Here is a 22717-nt window from a genome sequence, read left to right on the forward strand (position 1 = left end):
TGTACTACAGCGTTGGACGGCCAACATTATAGGAATCGAAGATGAATGAATCTTATGTTTTGCCACTTGTTGATATTTCAAAAATGCAAAGCACGGTATTGTCAGAGCGTTTAGAAGTAGCCTCTGCGTTGGATCAAGCCTGTAAAGATGTTGGTTTTCTTTATTTAAAAGGTGATCAGTTCAATTTTGATTTTGCGACATCACTAATTCAGGTGGCAAAGCGCTATTTCCAACAAGATACCGCCAGTAAAATGCAACACTATATTGGACTGTCGAAAAATCACAGTGGCTATGTGCCAATTGGTGAAGAACAGTTTGCAGGCAACAGCTATGACTTAAAAGAAGCCTATGACGTCAATTATGATTACCACGGCGAAACTACGGCATTTCCTTTACTTGGCCCTACTTTATGGCCAGATGATGCCACATTTAAAAGTACAGTCAGTGATTATTACCACCATTTACGCAGTATTAGCGAGCAGATTTTTCAGGCCTTTGCTTTAGCATTGAATGTCGATGAGCATTTTTTTGATCGCAAAATTACCCATGCGACCAGCCAACTGCGTCTAATCCATTATCCCTATAACCCTGAAATGAAAGATGCTGAAGGCATTGGCGCACATACAGACTATGAATGCTTTACACTTCTCTTGCCGACTGCACCAGGTTTGCAGGTTTTAAATAAACAAGGTGAATGGATGGATATTCCATTGATTGAAAATACCTTGGTGATGAATATTGGCGACATGATGGAAATTTTGTCGAATGGCAAATATTTGGCCACCAAGCACCGTGTTAAAAAAGTCTCTGAAGAACGCTACTCTTTCCCTCTGTTCTGTACCTGTAATTACGACACAATTATTGAGCCAGTACATTCTACTGAAGCGCCCAAATATCAGCCCTTAATTGGTGGCGAACATTTATTTAATCAAACCGCGCAAACCTTTAGTTATCTCAAAAAACGTATCGCTTCAGGAGAGCTAAGTCTTAGAAATGCTGTGCCTTTGTCCTCATTTGGTATGGATGAAAATACAGAAGTACAAGGAGCAAGCGCATGAATCTATTTCAGGCTTTAGTACAGCTTCCAGCAAGCCAAGAGGTTTCAGGCCCTATTCCAGACTATTTGTATGGTGCTTTTCGCCGTAAAAGCATTAGTTTTTCGAATGGATTAACGGATGAAAAAAACATTGTGTATTGGTTTCAGTCACGTAGTTTTACCATCGATCTACGTTTAAAAAGCCAAGAAAATACGCCAGTGAATGAGCGTCAAGGCTGGATTGGAAATACTCTTTGGGATGCTGAACAGCAATTATTGTCTTGGGATGTTAAAGCACACTCAAATTATCAAAATTATGTGCAATGGCCAGAACCTGCAAAACTACATGCGATTGGCAACTGTATTTTAGAATTCTCTCCAAGCAATGTGTATGTCGAAGACTGGCGTCAGCAAGTTCATGAAGGGCTATTTTTAGGCCTGCGGTTGCAGTCAGCCCTCGATGTAGAAAGTCATGAACCATTGCAGATGGATGGCGGTTTAATTATTTGTGATAAGCATGTGGCCTTCGCACTGAGTCGTTTACCTGCAGATCAGCAAACTGTTGCCAGCATCGATATATCATCTGCACCTACTATGTATGAAACGGTGATTCAAAGCTTTGAAGTATCCATCGCTGTAGATGGTCTGCATAAGCACCTTACAACGACTTCCTCTCAGCAAGATCAATCACTTAACTTTGATCATTTTAAAGTTATTGATGAAACACATTTGATGCAAAACGTCATTATTAACGGTCAAGCAGTACAGCTGATATTTGAGGTGGATATTTATGTTCCACATTTTGCATTTCAACATCACACTGATACCACGACAGAAAGTACAGATTGGTTACGAAATGAAAAACAGCACCTCTTGCACCATGCAATAGAATGTCTATAGGAAATCAATGTCGTTTATATATTTGCTCATCGCAATCATTGCCGAAGTGATTGCTACATCCGCCTTAAAAGCCAGTAATGGCTTTACTGAACTTGTGCCGATTATTTTTACCGTATTGGGCTATGCCATTGCGCTCTTCTTTTTAGGTTTGACCTTTAAATCGATTCCTATGGGATTGGCCTACGCCATGTGGTCCGCTGCAGGCATTGTGCTTATTTCATGCGTGGGCTGGATTGTGTTTAAACAAAATTTAGACCTGCCTGCCATGATTGGTTTGGCCTTTATTTTATTGGGTATTGTGATTATTAATGTTTTTTCTAAAAGCACAGAGCTTTGAAATGTCAGTTTTAAAATGAAGTTTTTAAATAATATCTCTGAAATTTTAAAGACTTAAATTGCTATAGATAAAAATGCTCTAGCTTGCTGTTGCACACTAGAGCATACGTTTCGAATGAAGCAACTGTAATCTGTCGGCTTCTATAAAATGCCTTTCACTAGAAAAAAACATCCAACAATACACAACAGCACAGCAAAACATTTTTTCAGTACTGCTGGTGAAAGCGCATGCGCAGTTTTCGCACCATATTTAGCCGTAAAGAAACTCATCACACTTATGCCCAAAAAGGCATAAATATGAATAAAGCCAATGGTATTTGGAATTTCAATTTGCTGTTGCATGCCAAAGAACATAAAGCCCAATGCCCCAGCAATGGCAATAGGTAAACCGCAAGCGGCAGACGTCCCGACCGCTTTTTGCATCACCACGCCATTTGCCGTTAAATACGGTACCGTAATACTGCCGCCGCCAATACCGAAGATGGCCGATGCCACACCAATGCCCGAACCTGCTGCAATTTGCTTGCCTGTAGATGGCAGTGTTTTGTTGGGATCGACTGGCTTTTTTGCTCCTATAAACATGGTATAAGCCACCCAAAGTAAAAACACACCGACAATCATTTGCAGATGTAAGCCTGACAGCCAGCCTGCAATACCTGCGCCTGCAAAACAGCCAATCGTCATTGGCGGAGCTAAATTTTTAAATACAGGCCAAATCACTGCGCCATTTTTATCGTGCGCCATCAATGAGCTGATCGACGTCACCACAATCGTAGCTAAAGATGTGCCGAGCGCCAAATGCATAATCACATCAGGGCTATAGCCCATTTGGCTAAAAACAATATAGAGCAATGGCACAATGATAGTACCGCCGCCAACGCCAAACAGCCCTGCAGCAAAACCAGCAAATGCACCAATAATTAAGAAAGTAATGAGTTCCACGAAATAGATACTTTTAAAAAAGATGTATTGAAGAAGTCTGACTGGTTTAAGCCAACTCCACTTGACCCACAGCATGATAAGCACGGTTGAAATACACCAAGCTTTCCTCCTGCTGACTTTGCTTGATTGCGACCACACGGCACATAAACACGCTGTGCGTACCCACTTCTTGAATCTGTTCAATCTGACAGTCAAAACTGACCAAAGCATCTTTTAATATTGGTGAACCTGTTTCTAATACAGTCCAAGAACCCAATTTAAAACGCTCTTCCGAATTGAATTTGCTTGAAGCAAAAGCATTGGAAATCTGCTCATGCTGTGCGCCCAAAACATTGACAGACAGAACTTTATTTTCAAGAAAATGCGCATGAGAACGAGATGATTGATTCATACAAACCAGCAAAGTTGGCGGTGTATCTGTCACACTGCATACTGCTGATGCTGTAAATCCATGCATGCCTGCTTCGCCCTCAGTCGTAATCACGTTGACTGCAGTCGTCAATAAAGACATTGCATTTCTAAAATCAGTTGCTTCAATCATCTCTTCAATCTCAATGGTCTATATGGCTTATCTCTTTCTCAGGTTTGGGCAATAGCAAATTTAATTTCCTTATTGCCCTTACATGAAACCGAGTCAGCTCGAATTTATGCGGTCAATTCTTGGCGAATAATGGCAGCGCCTGCGCTTAGCGCATTTAGTTTGCCTTGCGCCACTTGGCGAGGTAAAGGCGCCATACCGCAGTTTGTTGAAGGATATAGCTTGTCGGCATCTACAAATTGCAATGCTTGGCGTAATGTATTGGCTACTTCTTCTGCTGTTTCAACCTGATTGGTTGCTACATCAATTGCGCCAACCATGACTTTTTTGCCGCGGATGAGTTCAATCAAATCCATTGGTACACGTGAGTTTTGGCATTCAAGTGAGATGATATCGAGCTTCGATTGTTGCAGTTTCGGGAATGATTCTTCGTATTGGCGCCATTCATTACCCAAAGTCTGTTTCCAATCGGTATTGGCTTTAATGCCATAACCATAGCAAATATGAACGGCTGTTTCGCATTTCAAACCTTCAAGCGCACGCTCTAATGTCGCAATACCCCAGTCATTGACTTCATCAAAAAATACGTTAAACGCAGGCTCATCAAATTGAATGATGTCCACGCCTGCCGCTTCAAGCTCTAGCGCTTCTTGATTCAAGATTTTAGCAAATTCCCAAGCCAATTTTTCACGGCTCTTGTAATGACCATCATACAAAGTATCAATCATCGTCATCGGGCCTGGCAAAGCCCATTTAATCGGCTGATTGGTTTGGCTGCGTAAGAATTTCGCATCATCAACAAACACTGCTTTCTTACGCGATACTTCACCAACCACAGAGGGTACACTTGCATCGTAACGATTACGAATACGCATCGTTTCACGTTTTTCGAAATCGACACCTTCAAGATGTTCAATAAATGTGGTTACAAAATGCTGACGGGTTTGTTCACCATCGCTGACAATATCAATGCCTGCATGGATTTGTTCATGCAAAGATAATTTCAACGCATCACGTTTTGCATCTAATAATTCTTCGCCTTCAAGTTTCCATGCTGACCACAATTTTTCAGGTTCAGCCAGCCAAGATGGTTTAGGTAAGCTGCCAGCAGTTGAAGTTGGGAGTAAAATGGCCATATTCGATCTTCTATCTCTATTTTCTTTAAAACGAGTGTTTTAACTCACCCGTGTTTCATCTATTTGCGTGATTTAAAATTAAGCTGCGTCTGCATTTTCAATACTAAAATTAGCAGCCCACTCATTCAGAATGTCTTTATATGGCTGGATAAAGTTCTCTTCTGTCCATTTGCCCTGTTTAACCGCCAACTGACCACGTTCAACACGGTCATACACAATACGAGTTAATGAATAATCACCGAAGCTTAAGCTTGGTTGATACACTAAACCTGCTGTCGCATTGGTATTGTAAATTTCAGGACGGTAGATTTTTTGGAAGCTTTCCATGGTGCTGATCGCGCTGATCAATTCGAAATCTGTATAGTCGCTGAGCAAGTTATTTGCTGAATAGAATGCCAATGGTGCAGTCGCATTTTCAGGTTTGAAGTAACGAACGCTTAAGCCCATTTTTGCAAAATAATCATCTGTACGGGAGTGATCATCATTAGTGTATTCCACACCTAAGATCGGATGCACATTTGCAGTACGGTAATAGGTTTTTGTCGTTGAAATACTTAAACAGATGACAGGCTGTTTTTTAAATTCAGCTTTGAATACGTCAGAATTGATCAAGTGTTGATATAGCTTGCCGTGTAAATCACCAAAATTTTCAGGTTTTTCATTGAACTTACAGCCGAGTGCTGGTAATACCACGCTGAAGTCATAGTCACGTACATACGATGAAAAACTGTTGCCGATCATGCCTTCAATGCGTTCATTGGTTTTATGGTCGATGATGGTGCTCTTTAAAGTTTCAATAAATGGGAAAGTTTGACCATTGCCTTCCACATCGAGTTCAGCCGAAATGATGTCAATTTCAAGTGAATAACGATCTGCATTTGGGTTGTCACAAGTAGCTAAACTATTGAAACGGTTATTAATCATTGCCAAAGTACGGCGCAGATTCTCTTCACGGTGTTCACCACGTGCCAAATTGGCAAAGTTCGTTGTTAAACGTGTATTGTCAGCTGGTTTATAGTTTTCATCAAAGCGGATACGTTTGATTGAACATGCAAATTTATGACTCATGGAGATTCACTACCCTAAAATTAAAAATAATCAAAATTTCTGTATGAAGTAATTTATACGTGAAACTTAAGATGAATAAAAATGATTTAACCTCAACTCAAAGTGAGATAAATTCATGTTTAAGATTTAAATACAATGAATTTTCTTCAACTATGCATCATTCAACTGGCGATAAAAAAACTGCCACCCAGGTAGTATTTAAATTTTATTTAATATAAATAAGGGCTTAAAAAAAATTCAATGAAAATTTTTTCATTCAAACACACATCTGAAATGTGTCGAATCGTACAGATTGGCTCAATATCTCAACTCTCAAAATTTAGCGATTTATTCATTAGGGTGAATTTTTCTAACTTTAAAATGAAAAAAGATCAAATCACTAATTGTTTTAATATTGAATCTGTAACACTAATATACTTTTGTCCTGAGCTATAAAGTTCTTAAACCTTGCCATAAATAGATAAACAAAATATGAAATAAGCATATATTCATGTCGTTTCAGCTTTTTAGTCAATATACTGAATATGACTCAACTTGTACTTAGAAAAAATCAGCATATTCGAGCTTTGGTATGTTAAGGAATCGCTCAAATATTCGGTTTATACTTATACCTTCTTAAAATCATGTCTAATAAATTAGAACGTCAGACTCTGACTCTCCCAGTAGGTCATGACAAGCTTTTATTGCATTCTTGCTGTGCGCCCTGTTCTGGCGAAGTCATGGAAACTTTAATTGAATCTGGTATTGATTTTTCGATCTTTTTTTACAATCCCAATATTCATCCAGTAAAAGAATATGAAATCCGTAAAGAGGAAAATATCCGCTTTGCAGAAAAACACAATATTCCGTTTATCGACTGTGATTACGACACAGACAACTGGTTTGAACGCGCCAAAGGCATGGAAAATGAGCCTGAAAAAGGTATACGCTGTACCATGTGTTTTGATATGCGCTTTGAACGTACAGCATTATATGCAGCAGAACATGGCTTTAGCCTGATTAGCAGTTCACTGGGAATTTCACGCTGGAAAAATATGCAGCAGATTAATGACTGCGGACATCGTTCGGCTTCACATTATAACGGAATTACATATTGGGACTATAACTGGCGTAAAAATGGCGGCGCTGTGCGTATGCTGGAAATCAGTAAGAAAGAAGAATTTTATCAACAGGAATACTGCGGCTGTGTCTATTCACTGCGCGATACCAACCGCTGGCGCATGAGCCAAGGCCGTGACCGAATCAAATTAGGGGTAAAGTTTTATTCCAATGTGATGGATGAAGAAGCTTGAGTTCTGCAATTCGTTATTTTTCATTGATATTGATTTGATGTTGCCCTGAAGTATTTGCAACATTCAGGGCTTTTTTAGCTATATTGCAACTTATTGCAGTTCTTCAACCAAAGCTGGATAGATTGATCCATCGACATCCATTTCGGTTTTATAAATGCCATTGGCAACATTAAATTTGTTCACGTGATAACTCGAGCCATAAAGTGAATCAAATCCTGTACCTTTTTTAAAGACTTGTTTATTGGCAGCCAAGTCCAATAAATGTGTGCCTCCAATAAACTGTTCATATTGTGCAGGGTCAACACCAACTCGGGTTGACATGATTTTCACTGCATCGGCATGCGTTGCTGGGTCGTTGATATATTTAACTGTTTTATCCCAAACTTGAATGATTTTTTTCCATTCTTCTTTGTTGGCAGATAAATGCGTCATGTTGACGGTTAATGTGTCATAAATCAGACCGGGTTTATCTTTCGATGTATAAATGATTTTAGAGCCAGCAACTGCTTTCAGCGCTTGATTTGCAACCGGTTGCCACACGGCAATCGCAGCAATATCAGGACTTGCAAATACTTGTGGTAGCTCATTAGTCATGGTGTTGACCAACTTTACTTCAGAGGCTTGAATTTTTGCATCATCCAACGCCATCGTCAAAAGCAAATGATCAACCAAGCCTTTTTCTGTCGCGACACTTTTTCCTTTTAGATCGGCAAGACTATTGATGCCATCTTTAGCAATGATGACATCATTACCCGCAGAATAGTCCGTCGCCATAATCATGACGCCTTTTGTGCCGCCAGAACCTGTGACTAAGTTGTCACCATTGGTGACTAAAACAGCATCCAACTGATTAGCCGCAAATGCAGATAGTGAGGCTGAATAATCAAACCATTTAAAGTCTACATTGACACCGGCTTCTTTCAACCAGCCTTTTTCAATAGCAACTTGCCATGCGACAAAACCAGGCCAGTCGCTATAGCCGATCGTGATGGCTTTTGTATTGACTGTGCCTTCCGCTTGCGCGTTTGGTTCAGGTATTTTGGCTGTATTGTCACACCCCCCAAGTAAGATAGCGGTCACAACGGATGCAGATAAGCAGGCTTTTTTGATCATAGTTCGATTTCCCCGATGGCATTACAGTTAAATTTGGTATTGGTGTTCAAAAACGATGGTGTATTCGGATTACTGACAGATTGAGCATTACGCTTTGCACGATTTGGTCTATGGTTGGCCGCATTAGCATGTGCTTGCTTTTGGTTTGTGATTTGATCTTTAAACTGATCTTGTGATCGATATAATTGGCCCATTTTAAACTCCTAAATCCTTTGCATTTTGCGGAATTGGCGGCATTACAGCGTCCATCAACTCCAAATGTCCTTTAATCACACCTTTAAGTGCTGAAAAATGCTGACTGATGACTTTGAGCTCTGAACTGACACCTTGCAGAATCATGACTTCTAAAATCTTGTGGTCATCGAGTTGAATATGCAGTGAGCTCACCACTTGTTCTAAAAACTGCTGCTGTAAATCTAAAAGCTGAATACGTAGCGCCGTACTACTTGCGTCATAAAGTAAGGTAAATGTGCCAACCATCACTTCGTTGCGCTGCTCCTGATCGGCAATCAGATGCTTATTGATCATGTCGACAATGGCCTGAGAACGGCTTTCATAATGCTGATCGACAATTTTTTGATCCAAAGCATCGACTGTTTTTTCAGGCACGGTAATACTGATACGCGCCAGCTTTTGTTTAGGCACTGTTTTTCCTTATTTTTTTTGCTGAATATAGAAACCCGCACGGGCGCTCAGTAACTCAATAAAAAATTGCTTTAATTGATGCAGAAATGTTGCAGATTGATGGCGGTTCATATGCATCTCCTGTTTGAGTAATACAAAATATTTATTTCGTAATATCGATAGAAATGCAGAATCTGTGCCAAGTGAGAAATACAAAAAATGATCGATTATTTTCTTCTTTTAACTTTCTTATAGATTTTATTGTTCGTTATTTGTGCAATAAATGCACTCATCGAGACCCCCTTTGCACTATTGCTGCGATGGGTGATTTTATGATGGACTATTTCTAAAACTTATTAGACTTATTAACCAAGAGCATTGACCGATATGCAACAAACTCGAAGTTCAACTTATTTCATCAACATTGAACATCATTTATACTGATTAAACTTTCTATTCATCACTCAACGCCTATGAAGTATTTCAGCTGCGCGGTATGTTCTAACCAAATCTTTTTTGCCAATTCACACTGTGTCAATTGTCAGACTGCACTGGGTTATATTGCCTCTGAAAAGCAAATGGGCTGTTTTGAAAAGCATAGCAGCACGTTATGGCTTGCGTTAAATCCTGAAATAAAGGGAAAACGCTTTAAACCTTGTCATAATTATCAGCATCATCAGGTATGTAACTGGATGGTGCCTGCCGACAGTGAAGAAATTTATTGTGAATCTTGCCTACTGACACATACCATTCCCAACTTAGATAACCCAGACCATATTGTGTACTGGGCACGATTGGAACATGCCAAACGGCGTTTTTTGTATTTAATGCAGCAACTGAATACCATGCCGCGTCCTAAACGCAGTCAAGATGACCGTTTTGGGCTGCGTTTTGATTTTCTCATGCCAACAGAAAATACACCTGTCATGACCGGTCATGCCAATGGCATTATTACCTTAAATGCCAGTGAAGCAGATGTGATTTACCGCGAAACAACGCGTATAAAAATGGGTGAAAACTACCGTACACTTCTAGGTCATTTTAGACATGAAAGCGGTCATTATTATTTTGATTTGATTAAACATTTACACCCTGAACTGATTGAGGAATTTCGAGAACTGTTTGGTGATGAACGACAAGATTATAGTGAAGCTTTGAAACGGCATTATAATGATGGTGCGCCGCAAAATTGGGCGGATTACTATGTCAGTTCATATGCCAGTACGCATCCTTGGGAAGATTGGGCGGAAACATGGGCGCATTATTTGCATATGATGGACACCCTAGAAACAGCCTACTATGCAGGATTAGTGGTCAAAACCAATAAGTCGGATTTGAATAATTTAGAACTGAAAGAAAACCCGATTGGCGCTCAGGATTTTGACCTACTACTGCAACACTGGATGACCTTGACCTTTAATTTAAATGCGTTGAACCGCAGCATGGGCTTAGATGATGCATATCCATTTACATTGTCGAATCCAGTATTGGATAAATTACGATTCATTCACCACAAACTGCTCAACATGACCTTAAAAAACCAGCAGCACAATTAGATTAAATTTAACACGTGACAGTGTTTGAATCTCAAATCAACTTTTCGGTATCACAGTATTCGTACATTAGCTTAGTTTGAAAGGATGTATACGTAGTAATTTTCTTGGATTGAGCGCTGTAACACCTGCCCTATTTTTACTATTTTATAAAGGTTAAAATAACAAAAAATAGATGCCTGTGACCTTTCCAATGATGCCTTTCACGCATTTACCCGCTCGTTTTATGTGTATCATCAGCCTGAGTTTGCTCAGTGGATGCCAATTGGTCAAATTACAAGAAAATCAACTCAGTGCGTCACTAAATAATAAAACAGATAGCATATTAACCCATCAGAAGCTCAGTACATTTAGCCATCAAATCCTGTTAATGGTGAATGAAAGCGACCAATCTTGTTTAAATGCGCTTGAAAGCTGTATTCACAAAATGCGTAATAATGAAACTTTAGATATTGCTCAAGTCTATGCAGCAGCAAGTGAGCTGTACATGGCACGTGCTTTAAGCGCCGATCAAAATCCACAATGCAAAAAAAGCTTAAAACAACACAGCGGAAAATTAGCTTCAAGCAAAATAAAAATGTGTATGGATCAGCAGCTTGCAGACTTTGATTTCAGTCTGCGTTACAGCTATGTCTATCTATTTAAATCCACTCAAACCCCTGAAGAACGCTTATTTGATTTGCGTCAGGGACAAGTCCGCACCTTTTATAATGTGGCTTTATCACGTCTGATCACCTCATCATTCACCCGTTTTGACTATCAGCAAATGCCTGAAAGTTTAATGCTGGGTTCATCGCTTTATCATTTTAACTATGAGCATTATCCTGAAATCAAGAATGCGGGCATTGATAAATTACTGTCGAGCTATAATTATAATTTTTCAGGCCTAAAAACCATTAACCGTCAGGAAGGAATTGGTTCTGAATTTGTCTTAGTCAAAAAAGCCACGGATCTGTCTGCTGCCCAGCCTTTTGTACTAGACCCTGAACAATATTATTCAAATAAACCCAACCCGAATATCCATACTGCACGCTATTTATCTGTTAGTGCGATCGCCGAGCCTGCCAAGACCAATAGCAGCATTAGTGAAATTTTGTCGCCGCAATCAGACTTTAAGGTTGAATTATTTAATCCCTATCAATTTAAAAAGGCAAAAATTGAATCTCAGTCCTATACGCTAACAGCCAATTATTCTGTGCCTTATGGTCTTTGGTTAGCCGAAAATAAATTAGGACGATCTGGCTATTGGACACTATTGAATAAGGAAGAACATTTGCGCATGCCACATGTGTTTATGTTAGAGCCGTATCAACCCAATAAAAAGATTATTGTCATGGTTCACGGTTTAGCCAGCAGTCCTGAAACGTGGATTGGTTTGACCAATAACATCATGGGTGATCAAAAACTACGTGATCATTACCAAGTTTGGCAAGTGTTTTACTCAACCAATATGCCAATATTTGAGAGTCGCTTTCAAATCAATGCTTTACTCAAACAGGCATTTGCAACTGTTCAGCCCAATACGCCTTCGGCTCAAGATGCTGTCATTATCGGACATAGTATGGGCGGCATCATCAGTCGTTTATTGGTTAGTGATGCAGATATTTCCGCTCAAGCTATTCCACTCATGAACTATGAACAAAATACACAGTTACAACGTCATCCAATTATCCGCGATCGTTTTGTCTTTAAAGCCTTGAAGCCAGTTAGTCGTGCAATTTTCATTGCCGCACCGCATCATGGTACTGACTATGCAGACCGCTGGTTTACCAATTTGGCAAAAAAAATCGTGGTGTTGCCTTTAAGTTTTTTAAATGATGTCAATGTTGAACTCCCGAATGCAAAAAATTCAACTATGGGCCTAATTAAGTCTGGGCCAGCAGATTTAAGTCAAAAATCACGTTTTATGCTGCTGACTACAGACATCATGCCAAATAAAGATATTCCTTATTATTCTATTATGGGGAATCAGACGCAAAGTACTGAACCGAGCAAAATGTCGGATGGCATTGTTCCCTATACAAGTTCTCATTTAGATGGTGCGGTGTCTGAAAAGATTTTCAATGGTGGACATTCCATCCATGAGTCTCCAGATGCCATTTTAGAATTGCGAAGAATTTTGAGAGAGCATTTGGACAATGAAGTGTTGAATCAATAACGATAAAATTGCTTTATGTATTTATAAATTATCTTTTAAAAGCAGTGTTTTATTGCTAAATTAGCTCTATATTTTGGGGGCTTTATGACAGAAAAATTATACTATTGGGCTGAAAATTTAGAAGGCTATAATTCCGATATTGACAACGATTTTCCTTATTCAATTGAGATAAAAAGGCTCAATTTTTTTATTGGTAAAAACAATGCCGGTAAAAGCCGTTTCTTAAGAAACTTGTTCATAAATAGTACACATACGATACCAGACTTTTCTTTTCCTAATTTATCTAATTTTTTTACTGAATTAAAATCCATCATTGAATCAAGTCAAGGTACTATTTGGCTTGGGGCGATGAGCTCAGGCGAAAATCGAACTACACTATTTAAATTGATAAATGATGCCATAGACTGTCCTATTTTTCCTAGAAATAGATATAAAGAGAATTATCAGCGTACAATAGATCAATTAAGTAAAGTGAGAATTGAATATACACAAGAATTTACATATAAAGTTTCTGAAATTCAGAAATATGTTAATGATTTTGAAAATAATATAGTTTATGAAAAATCAAAATCTTATATCCCTATCCTACGCGGTATGCGTCCTGTCATAGAACAAGAGAATACACAGCCTTATATTAAACGAGCCCAAAAAGATTATTTTTCAGATACGAATAAATTTAACTCTAATAATATTATTACTGGTGAATGCTTATACAATGAACTTAAAATTCATCTTTTAGGTGAACCTGAACAACGTGAACTAATTAAAGATTATGAAGAAAAATTAAGTCAATATTTTTTTGATAATGAGACTGTTTCACTTATCCCTAAGCATGATCAAGATGTTGTAAATATTAAAATTGGTAACGATCAACAATTCCCTATTTCACAGTTGGGTGATGGCTTACAACAAGCGATAATCTTAACTTATGAAGCTTATATAAAAAGTAAAGACAAAGAAGGCAAACCAGAAACGCATGCCTTTTTCATAGAAGAACCAGAACTGCACATGCATGCAGGTATGGTCCGTCAATTGATGAACTTTTATCTTAATGAAACACCGCATTATTATTTTTTTACTACTCACTCCAACCATTTACTAGATATGGCAGATGAATCTGACCAAGTCATGATTCAAAAGTTCGTAAAGCAACCTAAAGAAGAAGATCCTACGAAATTTGATTTTAAAATTTACCGTTGTGACAGAGATCGAGATTTACTTGCTTCATTAGGCGTACGTCCATCTTCTGTCTATTTAGCAAATTGCACCATTTGGGTAGAGGGCATTACAGATCGGCTTTATATCACTAAATATATGGAAAAATATTTAGCTGAACTAGAGTCAGCTGATATGGAGCTTTATAAAAAATACCGTAGATTTATGCCGAACTATCACTATACATTCGTGGAATATGCTGGCAGTAATTTAATACATTGGTCTTTTAGCGATGATTATACTGACCAATTAGAAGATAAGGGATTGAGCGCTAAAGCTGTTGCAAGTGAAATGTTACTCATTGCTGATGGTGATATTCAAAGTAAGGCTGATCGTGTTCAAGTCTTAAAAAGTGAATTAAAGAAAGGCAATTATCTGATTTTAGAGTGTAAAGAAACAGAGAATACTCTACCTAAGGATTCCATTATTAGAGTCGCGACTCAAAGATTCAAGCGTATGAAATCTAAAACTAAAGATAGCTATGATATTTCTTTAACTAACAATATAACGAGTGAAAATTACTTTGATCACAAAGAATATGGTATTGGTAAACTCCTAGATATTAAATTAAAAAAACCTTCATCAAAAACCACACAATCTTTGTTTGCCGATGGTCAAGGTGTCGGTACTATTAAATACAAATTAGATTTTTGCCGTGAAATTATTAAAGATTTTGATGAAAACTCTGGTTGGAAACTGACACCAAAAGCGAAAGCATTGTGTGAGCGGATTTATAAACATATCGAAAAATGTAATTCTTAAATTCCCCTAACCCCTCTTTAATAAAGAGGGGAAATTCCCTCCTTTTTCAAAGGAGGGTTAGGGAGGATTTTTATGCCACTGGCGACAACGTAAACAACACCTGCCCCGTTTTCACTGTTTGCCCTTTTTCAATGGTAATTTCAGAAACCTTCATACGTTCAGGTGCAACAATTGGAATCTCAATCTTCATCGCTTCAATCACCGCAAGCGTTGCACCTTCTTCAACAATATCACCTGACTTGCATTCAATTTTCCAAATACTTCCCGGCATGTGTGATTCCACAGCACAACCACCTTCTGGAATTTGAACATCACTATCATCAGTTACAGCATCTAAGCTTTCAGAAACATACTCTGCAAGCCCAGCTTCATGCCAACGACGACGTTCTTCATCAAAATTGGCTTGTTGGACGGATTTAAATGCTGAGATTGATTCTGCATTTTCAGTCAAGAATTCATTGTATTCTTTTAGGTTCAATACACCTTCTTCTACACGGAGTTTTAAGCGACCAGCTTTAAAGTCCTCACGCATTTGCATAAGCTCGGACTCAGAGACTTCATAAAACTTAATTTGGTCAAAGAAACGTAGTAACCATGGTTTAGCTTGCTCAAAGTCGGCATTTTTACGGTAACGTGACCACATTTGTGTGGTACGACCGACAAACTGATAACCGCCCGGACCTTCCATACCGTACACGCACATATACGCACCGCCAATACCGACAGCATTTTCAGGTGTCCATGTCCGTGCAGGGTTGTATTTAGTCGTCACTAAACGCTGGCGAGGATCAAGTGGTGTTGCCACAGGTGCACCTAAATACACATCGCCCAAACCCATGACCAAATAACTCGCGTCATAAACCACATCTTTGACCGCTTGTTTGTCTTTTAAACCATTAATACGACGGATAAACTCAATATTGTCAGGACACCATGGTGCATCTGGACGTACCGTTTGCATATAACGCTCTGTTGCTAGCTGGGTTTGTGAATCTTCCCAAGCGAGTGGTAAGTACACAGTCCGTGAAGGTACTTGCATTTGGGTCACATCAGGCAGTTCAGCTTCAGCGACTTGCAGTAAATGCAATAAATCCAATTGATCAAGCTTGATCGAATCAAAATGAATTTGCAGCGAACGAATCCCCGGTGTGAGATCAATAATCCCTGTGATATTTTGCTTTTGAACCCATTGCATGAGTGCATGAATACGGAAACGTAAGTTCAGATCTAAAACTAACTCACCATATTCCACTAACATGTAGTTGTTGCCCGCAGGACGATACACCACATCAGGCGCACCATTTTCACCTTTTAAAGTATCAAGCACTGCATTTTTTAAGGTGGAAAGTTCAGGATAAAATGACTCATCAAATGCCACAGCCTGCGTATCATTTGCTTCTAATTGCGTATGATATTTTTCATTTAAGAGCTTAGCTTGATGATAACTCACAGGGATAAATTTGACTTTGTCTCCTGCTTTCAATTGACCGAGTTTCCAAAGCTCAGAATTAATCACCACGGCAGGACAAACAAAGCCTCCTAAACTTGGACCATCTGGACCGAGAATAATCGGCATATCACCAGTGAAATCAATCGCACCAATGGCATAAGCATTGTCATGAATATTTGATGGATGCAGACCTGCTTCACCACCATCCTCACGTGCCCATTCAGGTTTTGGCCCAATCAGGCGGATACCGGTACGGCTTGAGTTAAAGTGAATCTCAAAAGTATTGGCAAAGAAAGTATCAATGTCATTTTTGGTAAAGAAATCAGGCGCACCATGTGGGCCATACATCACCGCAATTTCCCATTCATGGCTAAATGAAGGCACTTGTTCAGGTGCAAGAGCTTTAATTTCATCGCTTGTGAATGCTGTAATTGGGAGCATATCGCCAATCAGTAAGTTACGCCCGGCATGACCACCAAACTGACCTAAGGTAAAGGTTGCTTGAGAGCCTAAGTACTCGGGCACATTCAAACCGCCTTTAATCCCAATATAAGTCCTGCAACCTGTGGCAATTTTGCCACATTTGAGCACCTGACCTTTACGGACATTAACAGTCTGCCACATCGGTACAGACTCACCATCTAGTGTTGATGGCATATCCCCACCGGCAAGTACAATTTGGCTGTCACAGTGGAATTTTAAAGTCGGCCCTTGTAGCGTACATTCAAGCCCTGCTGTGTTATAGGCATTGCCAAGTAACTGGTTTGCAACATTGAGTGATAATGGATCAATCGCACCTGATGGTGGCACACCGACATCCCAGTAGCCCAAACGACCTGTGACATCTTGCACCGCGGTTTGAATGCCGGCTTGCAGGACTTCAATCTTTTGGGTTTTCCACTCAAAAGTATTTAAGAAACGTGTGGTTTGCGTACCGGCTTTAAACACATCGCAGTCGATGATGTTTTGTAGATATTCAAGATTGGTTTCAATCCCTGCAACTGAGGTTTTCGCCAAAGTTTCAAGCATGGCTTGAATCGCAGAAGCACGATCATCTGCTGTGACAATGATTTTAGAAATCATCGGGTCATAAAATGACGATACATTGGAACCTGTTTCCACCCAAGTTTCATTGCGGGCATGGCTATCAAACTCGACATGTGTAAGTAAACCTGCACTTGGCTGGAAGTTCTTGATCGGGTCTTCGGCATACAAACGTACTTGAATCGAATGACCTCTCGATTCAAGTTCTGCTGTTGGTGCAATCCAATCGCCACTACCGAGAGTCACCATCCATTCCACAAGGTCTACACCAAACACTTGCTCTGTCACGCCGTGTTCAACTTGCAGGCGGGTATTTACTTCTAAAAAGTAGAATTCTTGTGTGTCGGTATCCATCACAAATTCTACTGTGCCTGCCGAACGGTAATTCACCGACTGCATCAACCCAATCGCAACCGATTGAATATAGGCACGTTGCTCATCATTGATATGCGGTGCAGGCGTTTCTTCCACGACTTTTTGGTTTCGGCGCTGCACCGAACAATCACGCTCGCCGAGTGCTAGAACTAAACCTTTGCCATCACCAAAAATTTGCACTTCGATATGACGGGCATTTTGTACGAATTTCTCAAGGTACAAACCCGCATCTTTAAAGTTCGCTTGGGCAAGATATGACACTGTAGAATAAGCATCTTTCAGCTCTTCTTCATTCCATACCAAACGCATACCAATACCACCACCGCCTGCGGTGCTTTTCAGCATGACAGGATAACCAATACGCTTGGCTTCAAGCAGTGCTTCGGCTTCATCTGCCAATAATTGACTACCCGGCAGTAAAGGTACATTGGCTTGAATCGCAAGTTCTCGTGCCGTATGTTTTAAACCAAATGATTTCATTTGTGCCGAATTTGGCCCTAAAAATACAATGCCTTGCGCTTCACACAGATCACAAAATTCAGCATTTTCAGATAAGAAACCATAACCCGGATGAATCGCTTGTGCACCTGTTTGTTTTGCGACTTCTAAAATTTTATCGACATTTAAATAACTTTGGCTGGCAGGACTATCACCAATAAATACCGCTTCATCCGCCAAGGTCACATGCAAAGAATCACGATCTGCTTCTGAATACACCGCAACAGATTGAATGCCTAATTTTTTGAGTGTACGGATCACACGACACGCGATTGCACCACGGTTGGCAATGAGGACTTTATTGAACATGCTATTACTCCTCGCCTTCACGGATGATCAGTTGAATTTTTGTTGGGTTATAGGCATTACATGGATTGTTTAATTGTGGGCAATTAGAAATGAGGACGATTAAATCCATTTCGGCTTTAATTTCGACATATTTACCCGGCGCAGAAATACCGTCATCAAATTTCAAATGACCATCCGCAGTCACAGGCACATTCATAAAGAAGTTAATGTTTGGACCGATGTGACGTACGTTTAAGCCATGTTTTTTGGCAATTGGATGCTGAGACAATGCAATCATGAAATTGTTACGGCAACTGTGCATTGGATATTTGTCATGTGCATAACGAACGGTGTTACTTTCACATGAACATGCACCGCCTAAAGTATCGTGACGACCGCAATTATCATCATGAATGCTGGCAATTTTGTTGCCAAAGTTGGTGTATAGAGCTGTGCCTTTTTCTAAATAGATTTGTTGATTAATCGCTAAGGTATCAGTGGCGCTATAACGCTCTTCAGGGTTTGATGCCGAGATAAAGAGCGTATCCACCGCTTGATTGCCCTCTAAATCCACGATACGGAAATACTGCCCTTTTTTGACTTCGCACATCCATGCTTCACCGGCAGAACATACTTCGCTTAACACTGATTTTTCAGAATGTTGTGTTGGATTTACTAATGCAGTCATGATCATTCCCCTCAAGCCGTTAAAGCGTAATAGCGTTTATTATTTTGAAAAGCACGTTGATTTTGCGGGCAAGAATCACGGCAAACATCGGTGTCTGCCAAAGGTAACGCCTTAAATAAACTTAGTTGTACGTCAGCAGGGTTATATTCTTCTGCTTGAGATAATCCATGTGGTGCACTAGATAAAAAGACTAAACAATCCATTTCAAAGCGCAGTTCAATAATTTGATCGGTGTTATCGGAGTCGATATAAGACAAGTTACCTGTATCATCAGGCGCAACCTTAGAGAAGAGATTAAGTGTTGAACTTAAGTCGGTTGCAGATAAGCCAAATTTGGTCATTTCAAGCAATAAGCTATCTTTGCCATTACGGTACATATCGTTACAGGCATCTTGGAAAGTTTTGCTGCCGAATTGGTTTTCAATTTGTGATGCGGTACTTGGTGCACAAAACGCATCATTCCAAGCGTGATCGTCTTTGACTATCGAGATCATGGCACGGCCTAAATCCGACGCCAAAATATGACCTGTACTTAAATAAGCCGTGTGCTGCCCTTTGAGGCTATCTGGCATGTTGTAACGTTCAAGCTTATCTTCACTATTTACACAGTACAGCGACACATTGGCATTTTGCCCTAGCGATTTAAGCTGTAATACTGCCCCACGCTGAATACGCGCTGACCAGTGGTGTCCACCCGGTAAAAGTTCAGTCCATAGTGCTTTATCTTCATGATAATGTGTTGTGCTCATTGCAGCCTCTGCCTAATTCTTAACTATTTACCTCCCGGGCTTTTATCCCTCCGTGCAGCTTTGCTTTGAATTAAAACGAAGCCGTGAACTCTCGGTCGCAGTCATACATAGAAATGTATCGGAACCCTAGATCACTTTATGATGTATGTAGAAATGCAAAGGCTGTGCCAATTTGGTATTACGGTTTGAGTAAAACGTAATACTAAGGCTTTTAGGGTTAGTTTTTGATGCTTAAGCTGCAGTATTGGTTTTAAATTGCGCTATTTTTGAACTGTCCATCTGCTTAGGTATGCATCATCCTTGTGCATGTGCAATCATGGTTCAGTATTTTTGAAGGTTTAATTTAGATTGCTTCAAAATAAAAAGGCCCAATGTCAGCATTGGGCTTTTCCAGTGTTTTTTGCACACAGCTGCTATCGCTTTTAACTTGCTACTTTATAAAATGGTACCGAGCCATTCACGGTTGCACGATGCATAATGCGGTGCGCATCGCCATAGTCAAACAGCGCTTTGTGCTGCGTGCAGCGGTTGTCCCAAATAGCGACATCACCTTCTTGCCATTTCCAGCGCAAGTGAAATTCTTCCTTCACTGCATGTTCAAACAAGAATGTCAGCAATGCATCGCTCTCTTGTGCATTTAATTCATTAATTTGTGTTGTAAATCCCTCATTCACAAACAACACTTCAGCACCTGTTTCAGGGTGTGTACGTACGACCGGATGTACCACTGGCGGGTTTTTACGGAAACTATTTTCAAGCCTTTCGCGGTCTGCTGCTGTTGTGCCAAAGCGCTCTAATGGAAAAGACTTACGTATATCATGTGTCGCTGTCAAACCGCGTAGTTGCTGTTTTAAATCTTCACTGAGCGCATTAAAAGCAGCTGTACCGCTGGCCCACAGCGTATCCCCACCAAACTCAGGGATTTTAATCGCTTGCAGCACACAGCCCAACGGCGGTGTTTGACTAAAGGTCACATCAGTATGCCAAAGATCATTGTCTCTTAAATCTTGTCTGTGGCTATCCAGTACAATCACTTCCGGTGCATCATCCATCGCAGGGTAAATCGGATGAATATGCAAAGTACCAAAGGTTTTTGCCAACCTCACTTGCGACTGTGCACTAAGCGCCTGCTTTCTAAAAAAGATCACTTGATACTGCAATAGTGCTTGTTTTATTTCCAGCAGCACCGGTGTATCGGCATGGTTTAAATCGATACCTTCAATAACAGCGCCAATATTTGGATTAATTTGCTTTGCTTGCAATGACATAATTAAATCTTCTTCAATCTCTAGATCTGTTTACAGCTGTTGGCCATACCAAGGCGCCAACTGCTTTTGCAGCCAACGTAAAAATAGCTCAAAACTTACTGCGACAATCGCGATCACAATAATTCCAAGAATCACGGTATCAGTAATTAGGAACTGAGCCGCAGACTGCACCATAAAACCAATACCGCGATCAGCAGCAACTAATTCTGCAGCCACCAGTGTTGACCAGCCCACACCCAAGCCAATACGCACACCCGTTAATATGTGCGGCAAAGCTGTTGGTAAAATCACATATTGCAAAACCTGCAAGCGCGTTGCGCCTAAAGATAATGCTGCGCGTTCACGGTTTTTTTGATGGCTGATCACACCATGGGCACTGCTGATAATAATCGGCGCCAAAATTGAAAAGAAAATCAGCAGCACTTTGGTGGTTTCACCAATACCAAACCAAATCACCAATAGCGGTAAGTATGCAAGCGGTGGAATGGGACGGAGTAGCTCCACTAGTGGATCAAATACAGCACGTACCCATTTGTTGAGTCCCATCCATAAACCTAAAGGCACACCAATCACAATAGCACCAATGAGTGCGCTAAACACACGGCCAATACTTTCAGCCAAATGCTGCCAAAGCGTGGCTTTCATAAAACCTTGCTGGCTGACTTCAATAAACTTCTGCCAAACCGCTGCTGGGCTTGGTAAAAATAGCTCAGGAATAATTTTCAAAGTGGTTACGACAAACCAAAGTACCAGCAAGCTCAGCACGCTGCCGATGCTTACAATAAGTGGCAAATTTTTTCTAAATTTAGAAATAGAGGAACTTCTGTTTAATGTTGCTGCTTCTGCACGATTTTCGCTTAGATGAGCCTTATTTAATTTTTGAATTTGCGTATTCATATTAAGACTCCACCGCGTGTAATTTTTGCGCTTTTAAGCGTTCAAACAACATTTCACGCAGCTGAATAAACTGCGGATCAGATTTAATCGCACGTATAGATTCGCCTTTACGGTAGCGCTCAGCAAAATCCAGCTTGAGCGTTTCAACAATCGTACCTGGACGTGCTGTCATCAGTACCAATTGATTACTTAATAAAAGCGCCTCTTCAATATCATGGGTAATGAGGAAGAAACCTTTTTTCTCTTTAATCCATAAATTGAGCACAAACTCCTGCATACTTTCTCGGGTAAATGCATCGAGTGCAGCAAAGGGTTCATCCAGCAAAATAAACGGTGCATGACTAATCAAGGCACGTACAATACCGACGCGCTGTTTCATACCGCCTGAAAGTTCCCAAATATTGGCATTTGCCACATACGACAGCCCTACGGTATTTAAAATAGATGCAACTTGTGACTTTATATCTGTACTTTTTAAGCCTTTTAATTTCAAGGAAAATGCCACGTTATCTAACACATTAAGCCACGGCAGCAAAGCATGTTCTTGAAAAACTACAGCACGTCTTGCATCTGGGCCAGTTAGAACTTCATCATCAATTTTGACTTGGCCTGCACTCACCTGTTGAAAACCCGCCAAAATATTTAAAAGCGTCGTTTTGCCGCAGCCAGACTCGCCAAGTACAACTGTTAAAGTCGATTCAGGCACGTCCAAATTGATATTTTTTAGTACAGCCACCTCATTTTCAGGATAGGTCAGGCTAATATTTTCCGCTTTTAAGATACTCAT

The 22717-nt window shown here is 40.1% G+C and carries 20 protein-coding genes and 1 riboswitch; of the genes, 7 read left to right on the forward strand and 13 right to left on the reverse strand.

Going from position 1 to position 22717, the window contains the following annotated elements; all coding sequences use genetic code 11:
- Window positions 1-41 precede the first annotated feature (41 nt).
- From FTU34_RS07660 to FTU34_RS07670, 3 genes are read left to right on the forward strand one after another with little or no spacing between them, the layout of a single operon-like run.
- Complete coding sequence (locus FTU34_RS07660; RefSeq protein ID WP_180035177.1) at window positions 42-1058, forward strand: isopenicillin N synthase family oxygenase; 1017 nt, start codon at window positions 42-44, stop codon at window positions 1056-1058.
- Window positions 1055-1936: a hypothetical protein gene (locus FTU34_RS07665; RefSeq protein WP_180035176.1), complete on the forward strand. Its 882-nt coding sequence runs from the start codon at window positions 1055-1057 to the stop codon at window positions 1934-1936. The genes FTU34_RS07660 and FTU34_RS07665 overlap by 4 nt, the downstream gene beginning before the upstream one ends.
- Window positions 1937-1943: 7 nt before the next feature.
- Window positions 1944-2273 (forward strand): multidrug efflux SMR transporter, encoded by a 330-nt coding sequence (locus tag FTU34_RS07670; RefSeq protein WP_168377505.1) that lies wholly within the window; start codon window positions 1944-1946, stop codon window positions 2271-2273.
- A 140-nt stretch (window positions 2274-2413) separates the two neighbouring features.
- Here the strand turns inward: FTU34_RS07670 and FTU34_RS07675 are convergent, their stop codons facing one another.
- The 4 genes from FTU34_RS07675 to FTU34_RS07690 form a co-directional block, all read right to left on the reverse strand.
- The gene (locus FTU34_RS07675) at window positions 2414-3214 is read right to left on the reverse strand and encodes a sulfite exporter TauE/SafE family protein (RefSeq protein ID WP_180035175.1); all 801 of its coding nucleotides are present in this window, start codon (window positions 3212-3214) and stop codon (window positions 2414-2416) included.
- Between the two features lie 46 nt (window positions 3215-3260).
- Window positions 3261-3755 (reverse strand): flavin reductase, encoded by a 495-nt coding sequence (locus FTU34_RS07680; RefSeq protein ID WP_180023652.1) that lies wholly within the window; start codon window positions 3753-3755, stop codon window positions 3261-3263.
- A 104-nt stretch (window positions 3756-3859) separates the two neighbouring features.
- Window positions 3860-4888: a methionine synthase gene (locus FTU34_RS07685; protein WP_180035174.1), complete on the reverse strand. Its 1029-nt coding sequence runs from the start codon at window positions 4886-4888 to the stop codon at window positions 3860-3862.
- A gap of 78 nt (window positions 4889-4966) precedes the next feature.
- Window positions 4967-5956, reverse strand: a complete 990-nt coding sequence (locus FTU34_RS07690) for a putative oxygenase MesX (RefSeq protein WP_180035173.1) — start codon at window positions 5954-5956, stop codon at window positions 4967-4969.
- A gap of 623 nt (window positions 5957-6579) precedes the next feature.
- On the opposite strand from FTU34_RS07690, the gene FTU34_RS07695 reads away from it, so the two are divergent.
- The gene (locus FTU34_RS07695; RefSeq protein ID WP_180035172.1) at window positions 6580-7248 is read left to right on the forward strand and encodes an epoxyqueuosine reductase QueH; all 669 of its coding nucleotides are present in this window, start codon (window positions 6580-6582) and stop codon (window positions 7246-7248) included.
- A 90-nt stretch (window positions 7249-7338) separates the two neighbouring features.
- Here FTU34_RS07695 and FTU34_RS07700 read toward each other — a convergent pair whose 3' ends face one another.
- The 3 genes from FTU34_RS07700 to FTU34_RS07710 are packed head-to-tail and all read right to left on the reverse strand — an operon-like array spanning window position 7339 to window position 9006.
- Window positions 7339-8361 carry an ABC transporter substrate-binding protein gene (locus FTU34_RS07700; protein WP_180035171.1) on the reverse strand — a complete coding sequence of 341 codons (1023 nt, stop codon included), beginning with the start codon at window positions 8359-8361 and terminating at the stop codon, window positions 7339-7341.
- Window positions 8358-8555, reverse strand: coding sequence for a hypothetical protein (locus FTU34_RS07705; RefSeq protein ID WP_180035170.1), 198 nt, complete (start codon window positions 8553-8555; stop codon window positions 8358-8360). The genes FTU34_RS07700 and FTU34_RS07705 overlap by 4 nt, the downstream gene beginning before the upstream one ends.
- Window position 8556: 1 nt before the next feature.
- A complete protein-coding gene (locus FTU34_RS07710; RefSeq protein ID WP_180023648.1) occupies window positions 8557-9006 on the reverse strand; it encodes a ribbon-helix-helix protein, CopG family in 450 nt (149 codons plus the stop codon).
- 452 nt (window positions 9007-9458) lie between these two features.
- Here FTU34_RS07710 and FTU34_RS07715 point away from each other — a divergent pair, with 452 nt between their 5' ends.
- The 3 genes from FTU34_RS07715 (at window position 9459) to FTU34_RS07725 (ending at window position 14673) form a co-directional block, all read left to right on the forward strand.
- Window positions 9459-10541: a putative zinc-binding metallopeptidase gene (locus FTU34_RS07715; protein ID WP_180035169.1), complete on the forward strand. Its 1083-nt coding sequence runs from the start codon at window positions 9459-9461 to the stop codon at window positions 10539-10541.
- Window positions 10542-10731: 190 nt separating this feature from the next.
- Window positions 10732-12696, forward strand: a complete 1965-nt coding sequence (locus FTU34_RS07720) for an alpha/beta fold hydrolase (RefSeq protein ID WP_180035168.1) — start codon at window positions 10732-10734, stop codon at window positions 12694-12696.
- A gap of 84 nt (window positions 12697-12780) precedes the next feature.
- Window positions 12781-14673, forward strand: a complete 1893-nt coding sequence (locus tag FTU34_RS07725) for an AAA family ATPase (RefSeq protein WP_180035167.1) — start codon at window positions 12781-12783, stop codon at window positions 14671-14673.
- 70 nt (window positions 14674-14743) lie between these two features.
- Here the strand turns inward: FTU34_RS07725 and uca are convergent, their stop codons facing one another.
- From uca to FTU34_RS07755, 6 genes are all read right to left on the reverse strand, one after another.
- Complete coding sequence (gene uca, locus FTU34_RS07730) at window positions 14744-18349, reverse strand: urea carboxylase (protein WP_180035166.1); 3606 nt, start codon at window positions 18347-18349, stop codon at window positions 14744-14746.
- 4 nt (window positions 18350-18353) lie between these two features.
- Window positions 18354-19016 carry an urea amidolyase associated protein UAAP2 gene (locus FTU34_RS07735; RefSeq protein WP_180035165.1) on the reverse strand — a complete coding sequence of 221 codons (663 nt, stop codon included), beginning with the start codon at window positions 19014-19016 and terminating at the stop codon, window positions 18354-18356.
- Between the two features lie 11 nt (window positions 19017-19027).
- Entirely contained in the window at window positions 19028-19765 is a 738-nt protein-coding gene (locus FTU34_RS07740) for an urea amidolyase associated protein UAAP1 (protein WP_180035164.1), read from the reverse strand.
- 29 nt (window positions 19766-19794) lie between these two features.
- Window positions 19795-19906: riboswitch (guanidine-I (ykkC/yxkD leader) on the reverse strand.
- A 281-nt stretch (window positions 19907-20187) separates the two neighbouring features.
- On the reverse strand, window positions 20188-21033 hold the full coding sequence (tauD, locus tag FTU34_RS07745) for a taurine dioxygenase (protein WP_180035163.1): 846 nt from the start codon (window positions 21031-21033) through the stop codon (window positions 20188-20190).
- 30 nt (window positions 21034-21063) lie between these two features.
- Window positions 21064-21930 (reverse strand): taurine ABC transporter permease TauC, encoded by an 867-nt coding sequence (gene tauC / locus FTU34_RS07750; protein ID WP_180035162.1) that lies wholly within the window; start codon window positions 21928-21930, stop codon window positions 21064-21066.
- Between the two features lies 1 nt (window position 21931).
- Complete coding sequence (locus tag FTU34_RS07755; protein ID WP_180035161.1) at window positions 21932-22717, reverse strand: taurine ABC transporter ATP-binding protein; 786 nt, start codon at window positions 22715-22717, stop codon at window positions 21932-21934.

It is taken from the genome of Acinetobacter sp. YH12094 (assembly GCF_013419295.1).
GTDB classification, from domain to species: domain Bacteria; phylum Pseudomonadota; class Gammaproteobacteria; order Pseudomonadales; family Moraxellaceae; genus Acinetobacter; species Acinetobacter amyesii.

What these genes read in the sequence shown, in the direction of transcription:
- FTU34_RS07680 (WP_180023652.1), bottom strand. Translation starts at nt 3,755, where the DNA reads ATGATTGAAGCAACTGATTTTAGAAATGCAATGTCTTTATTGACGACT.
- FTU34_RS07670 (WP_168377505.1), top strand. Translation starts at nt 1,944, where the DNA reads ATGTCGTTTATATATTTGCTCATCGCAATCATTGCCGAAGTGATTGCT.
- FTU34_RS07705 (WP_180035170.1), bottom strand. Translation starts at nt 8,555, where the DNA reads ATGGGCCAATTATATCGATCACAAGATCAGTTTAAAGATCAAATCACA.
- FTU34_RS07660 (WP_180035177.1), top strand. Translation starts at nt 42, where the DNA reads ATGAATGAATCTTATGTTTTGCCACTTGTTGATATTTCAAAAATGCAA.
- FTU34_RS07685 (WP_180035174.1), bottom strand. Translation starts at nt 4,888, where the DNA reads ATGGCCATTTTACTCCCAACTTCAACTGCTGGCAGCTTACCTAAACCA.
- FTU34_RS07690 (WP_180035173.1), bottom strand. Translation starts at nt 5,956, where the DNA reads ATGAGTCATAAATTTGCATGTTCAATCAAACGTATCCGCTTTGATGAA.
- FTU34_RS07725 (WP_180035167.1), top strand. Translation starts at nt 12,781, where the DNA reads ATGACAGAAAAATTATACTATTGGGCTGAAAATTTAGAAGGCTATAAT.
- FTU34_RS07735 (WP_180035165.1), bottom strand. Translation starts at nt 19,016, where the DNA reads ATGACTGCATTAGTAAATCCAACACAACATTCTGAAAAATCAGTGTTA.
- FTU34_RS07720 (WP_180035168.1), top strand. Translation starts at nt 10,732, where the DNA reads ATGATGCCTTTCACGCATTTACCCGCTCGTTTTATGTGTATCATCAGC.
- FTU34_RS07695 (WP_180035172.1), top strand. Translation starts at nt 6,580, where the DNA reads ATGTCTAATAAATTAGAACGTCAGACTCTGACTCTCCCAGTAGGTCAT.
- FTU34_RS07755 (WP_180035161.1), bottom strand. Translation starts at nt 22,717, where the DNA reads ATGAGTATCTTAAAAGCGGAAAATATTAGCCTGACCTATCCTGAAAAT.
- uca (WP_180035166.1), bottom strand. Translation starts at nt 18,349, where the DNA reads ATGTTCAATAAAGTCCTCATTGCCAACCGTGGTGCAATCGCGTGTCGT.
- FTU34_RS07740 (WP_180035164.1), bottom strand. Translation starts at nt 19,765, where the DNA reads ATGAGCACAACACATTATCATGAAGATAAAGCACTATGGACTGAACTT.
- FTU34_RS07665 (WP_180035176.1), top strand. Translation starts at nt 1,055, where the DNA reads ATGAATCTATTTCAGGCTTTAGTACAGCTTCCAGCAAGCCAAGAGGTT.
- tauC (WP_180035162.1), bottom strand. Translation starts at nt 21,930, where the DNA reads ATGAATACGCAAATTCAAAAATTAAATAAGGCTCATCTAAGCGAAAAT.
- tauD (WP_180035163.1), bottom strand. Translation starts at nt 21,033, where the DNA reads ATGTCATTGCAAGCAAAGCAAATTAATCCAAATATTGGCGCTGTTATT.
- FTU34_RS07700 (WP_180035171.1), bottom strand. Translation starts at nt 8,361, where the DNA reads ATGATCAAAAAAGCCTGCTTATCTGCATCCGTTGTGACCGCTATCTTA.
- FTU34_RS07715 (WP_180035169.1), top strand. Translation starts at nt 9,459, where the DNA reads ATGAAGTATTTCAGCTGCGCGGTATGTTCTAACCAAATCTTTTTTGCC.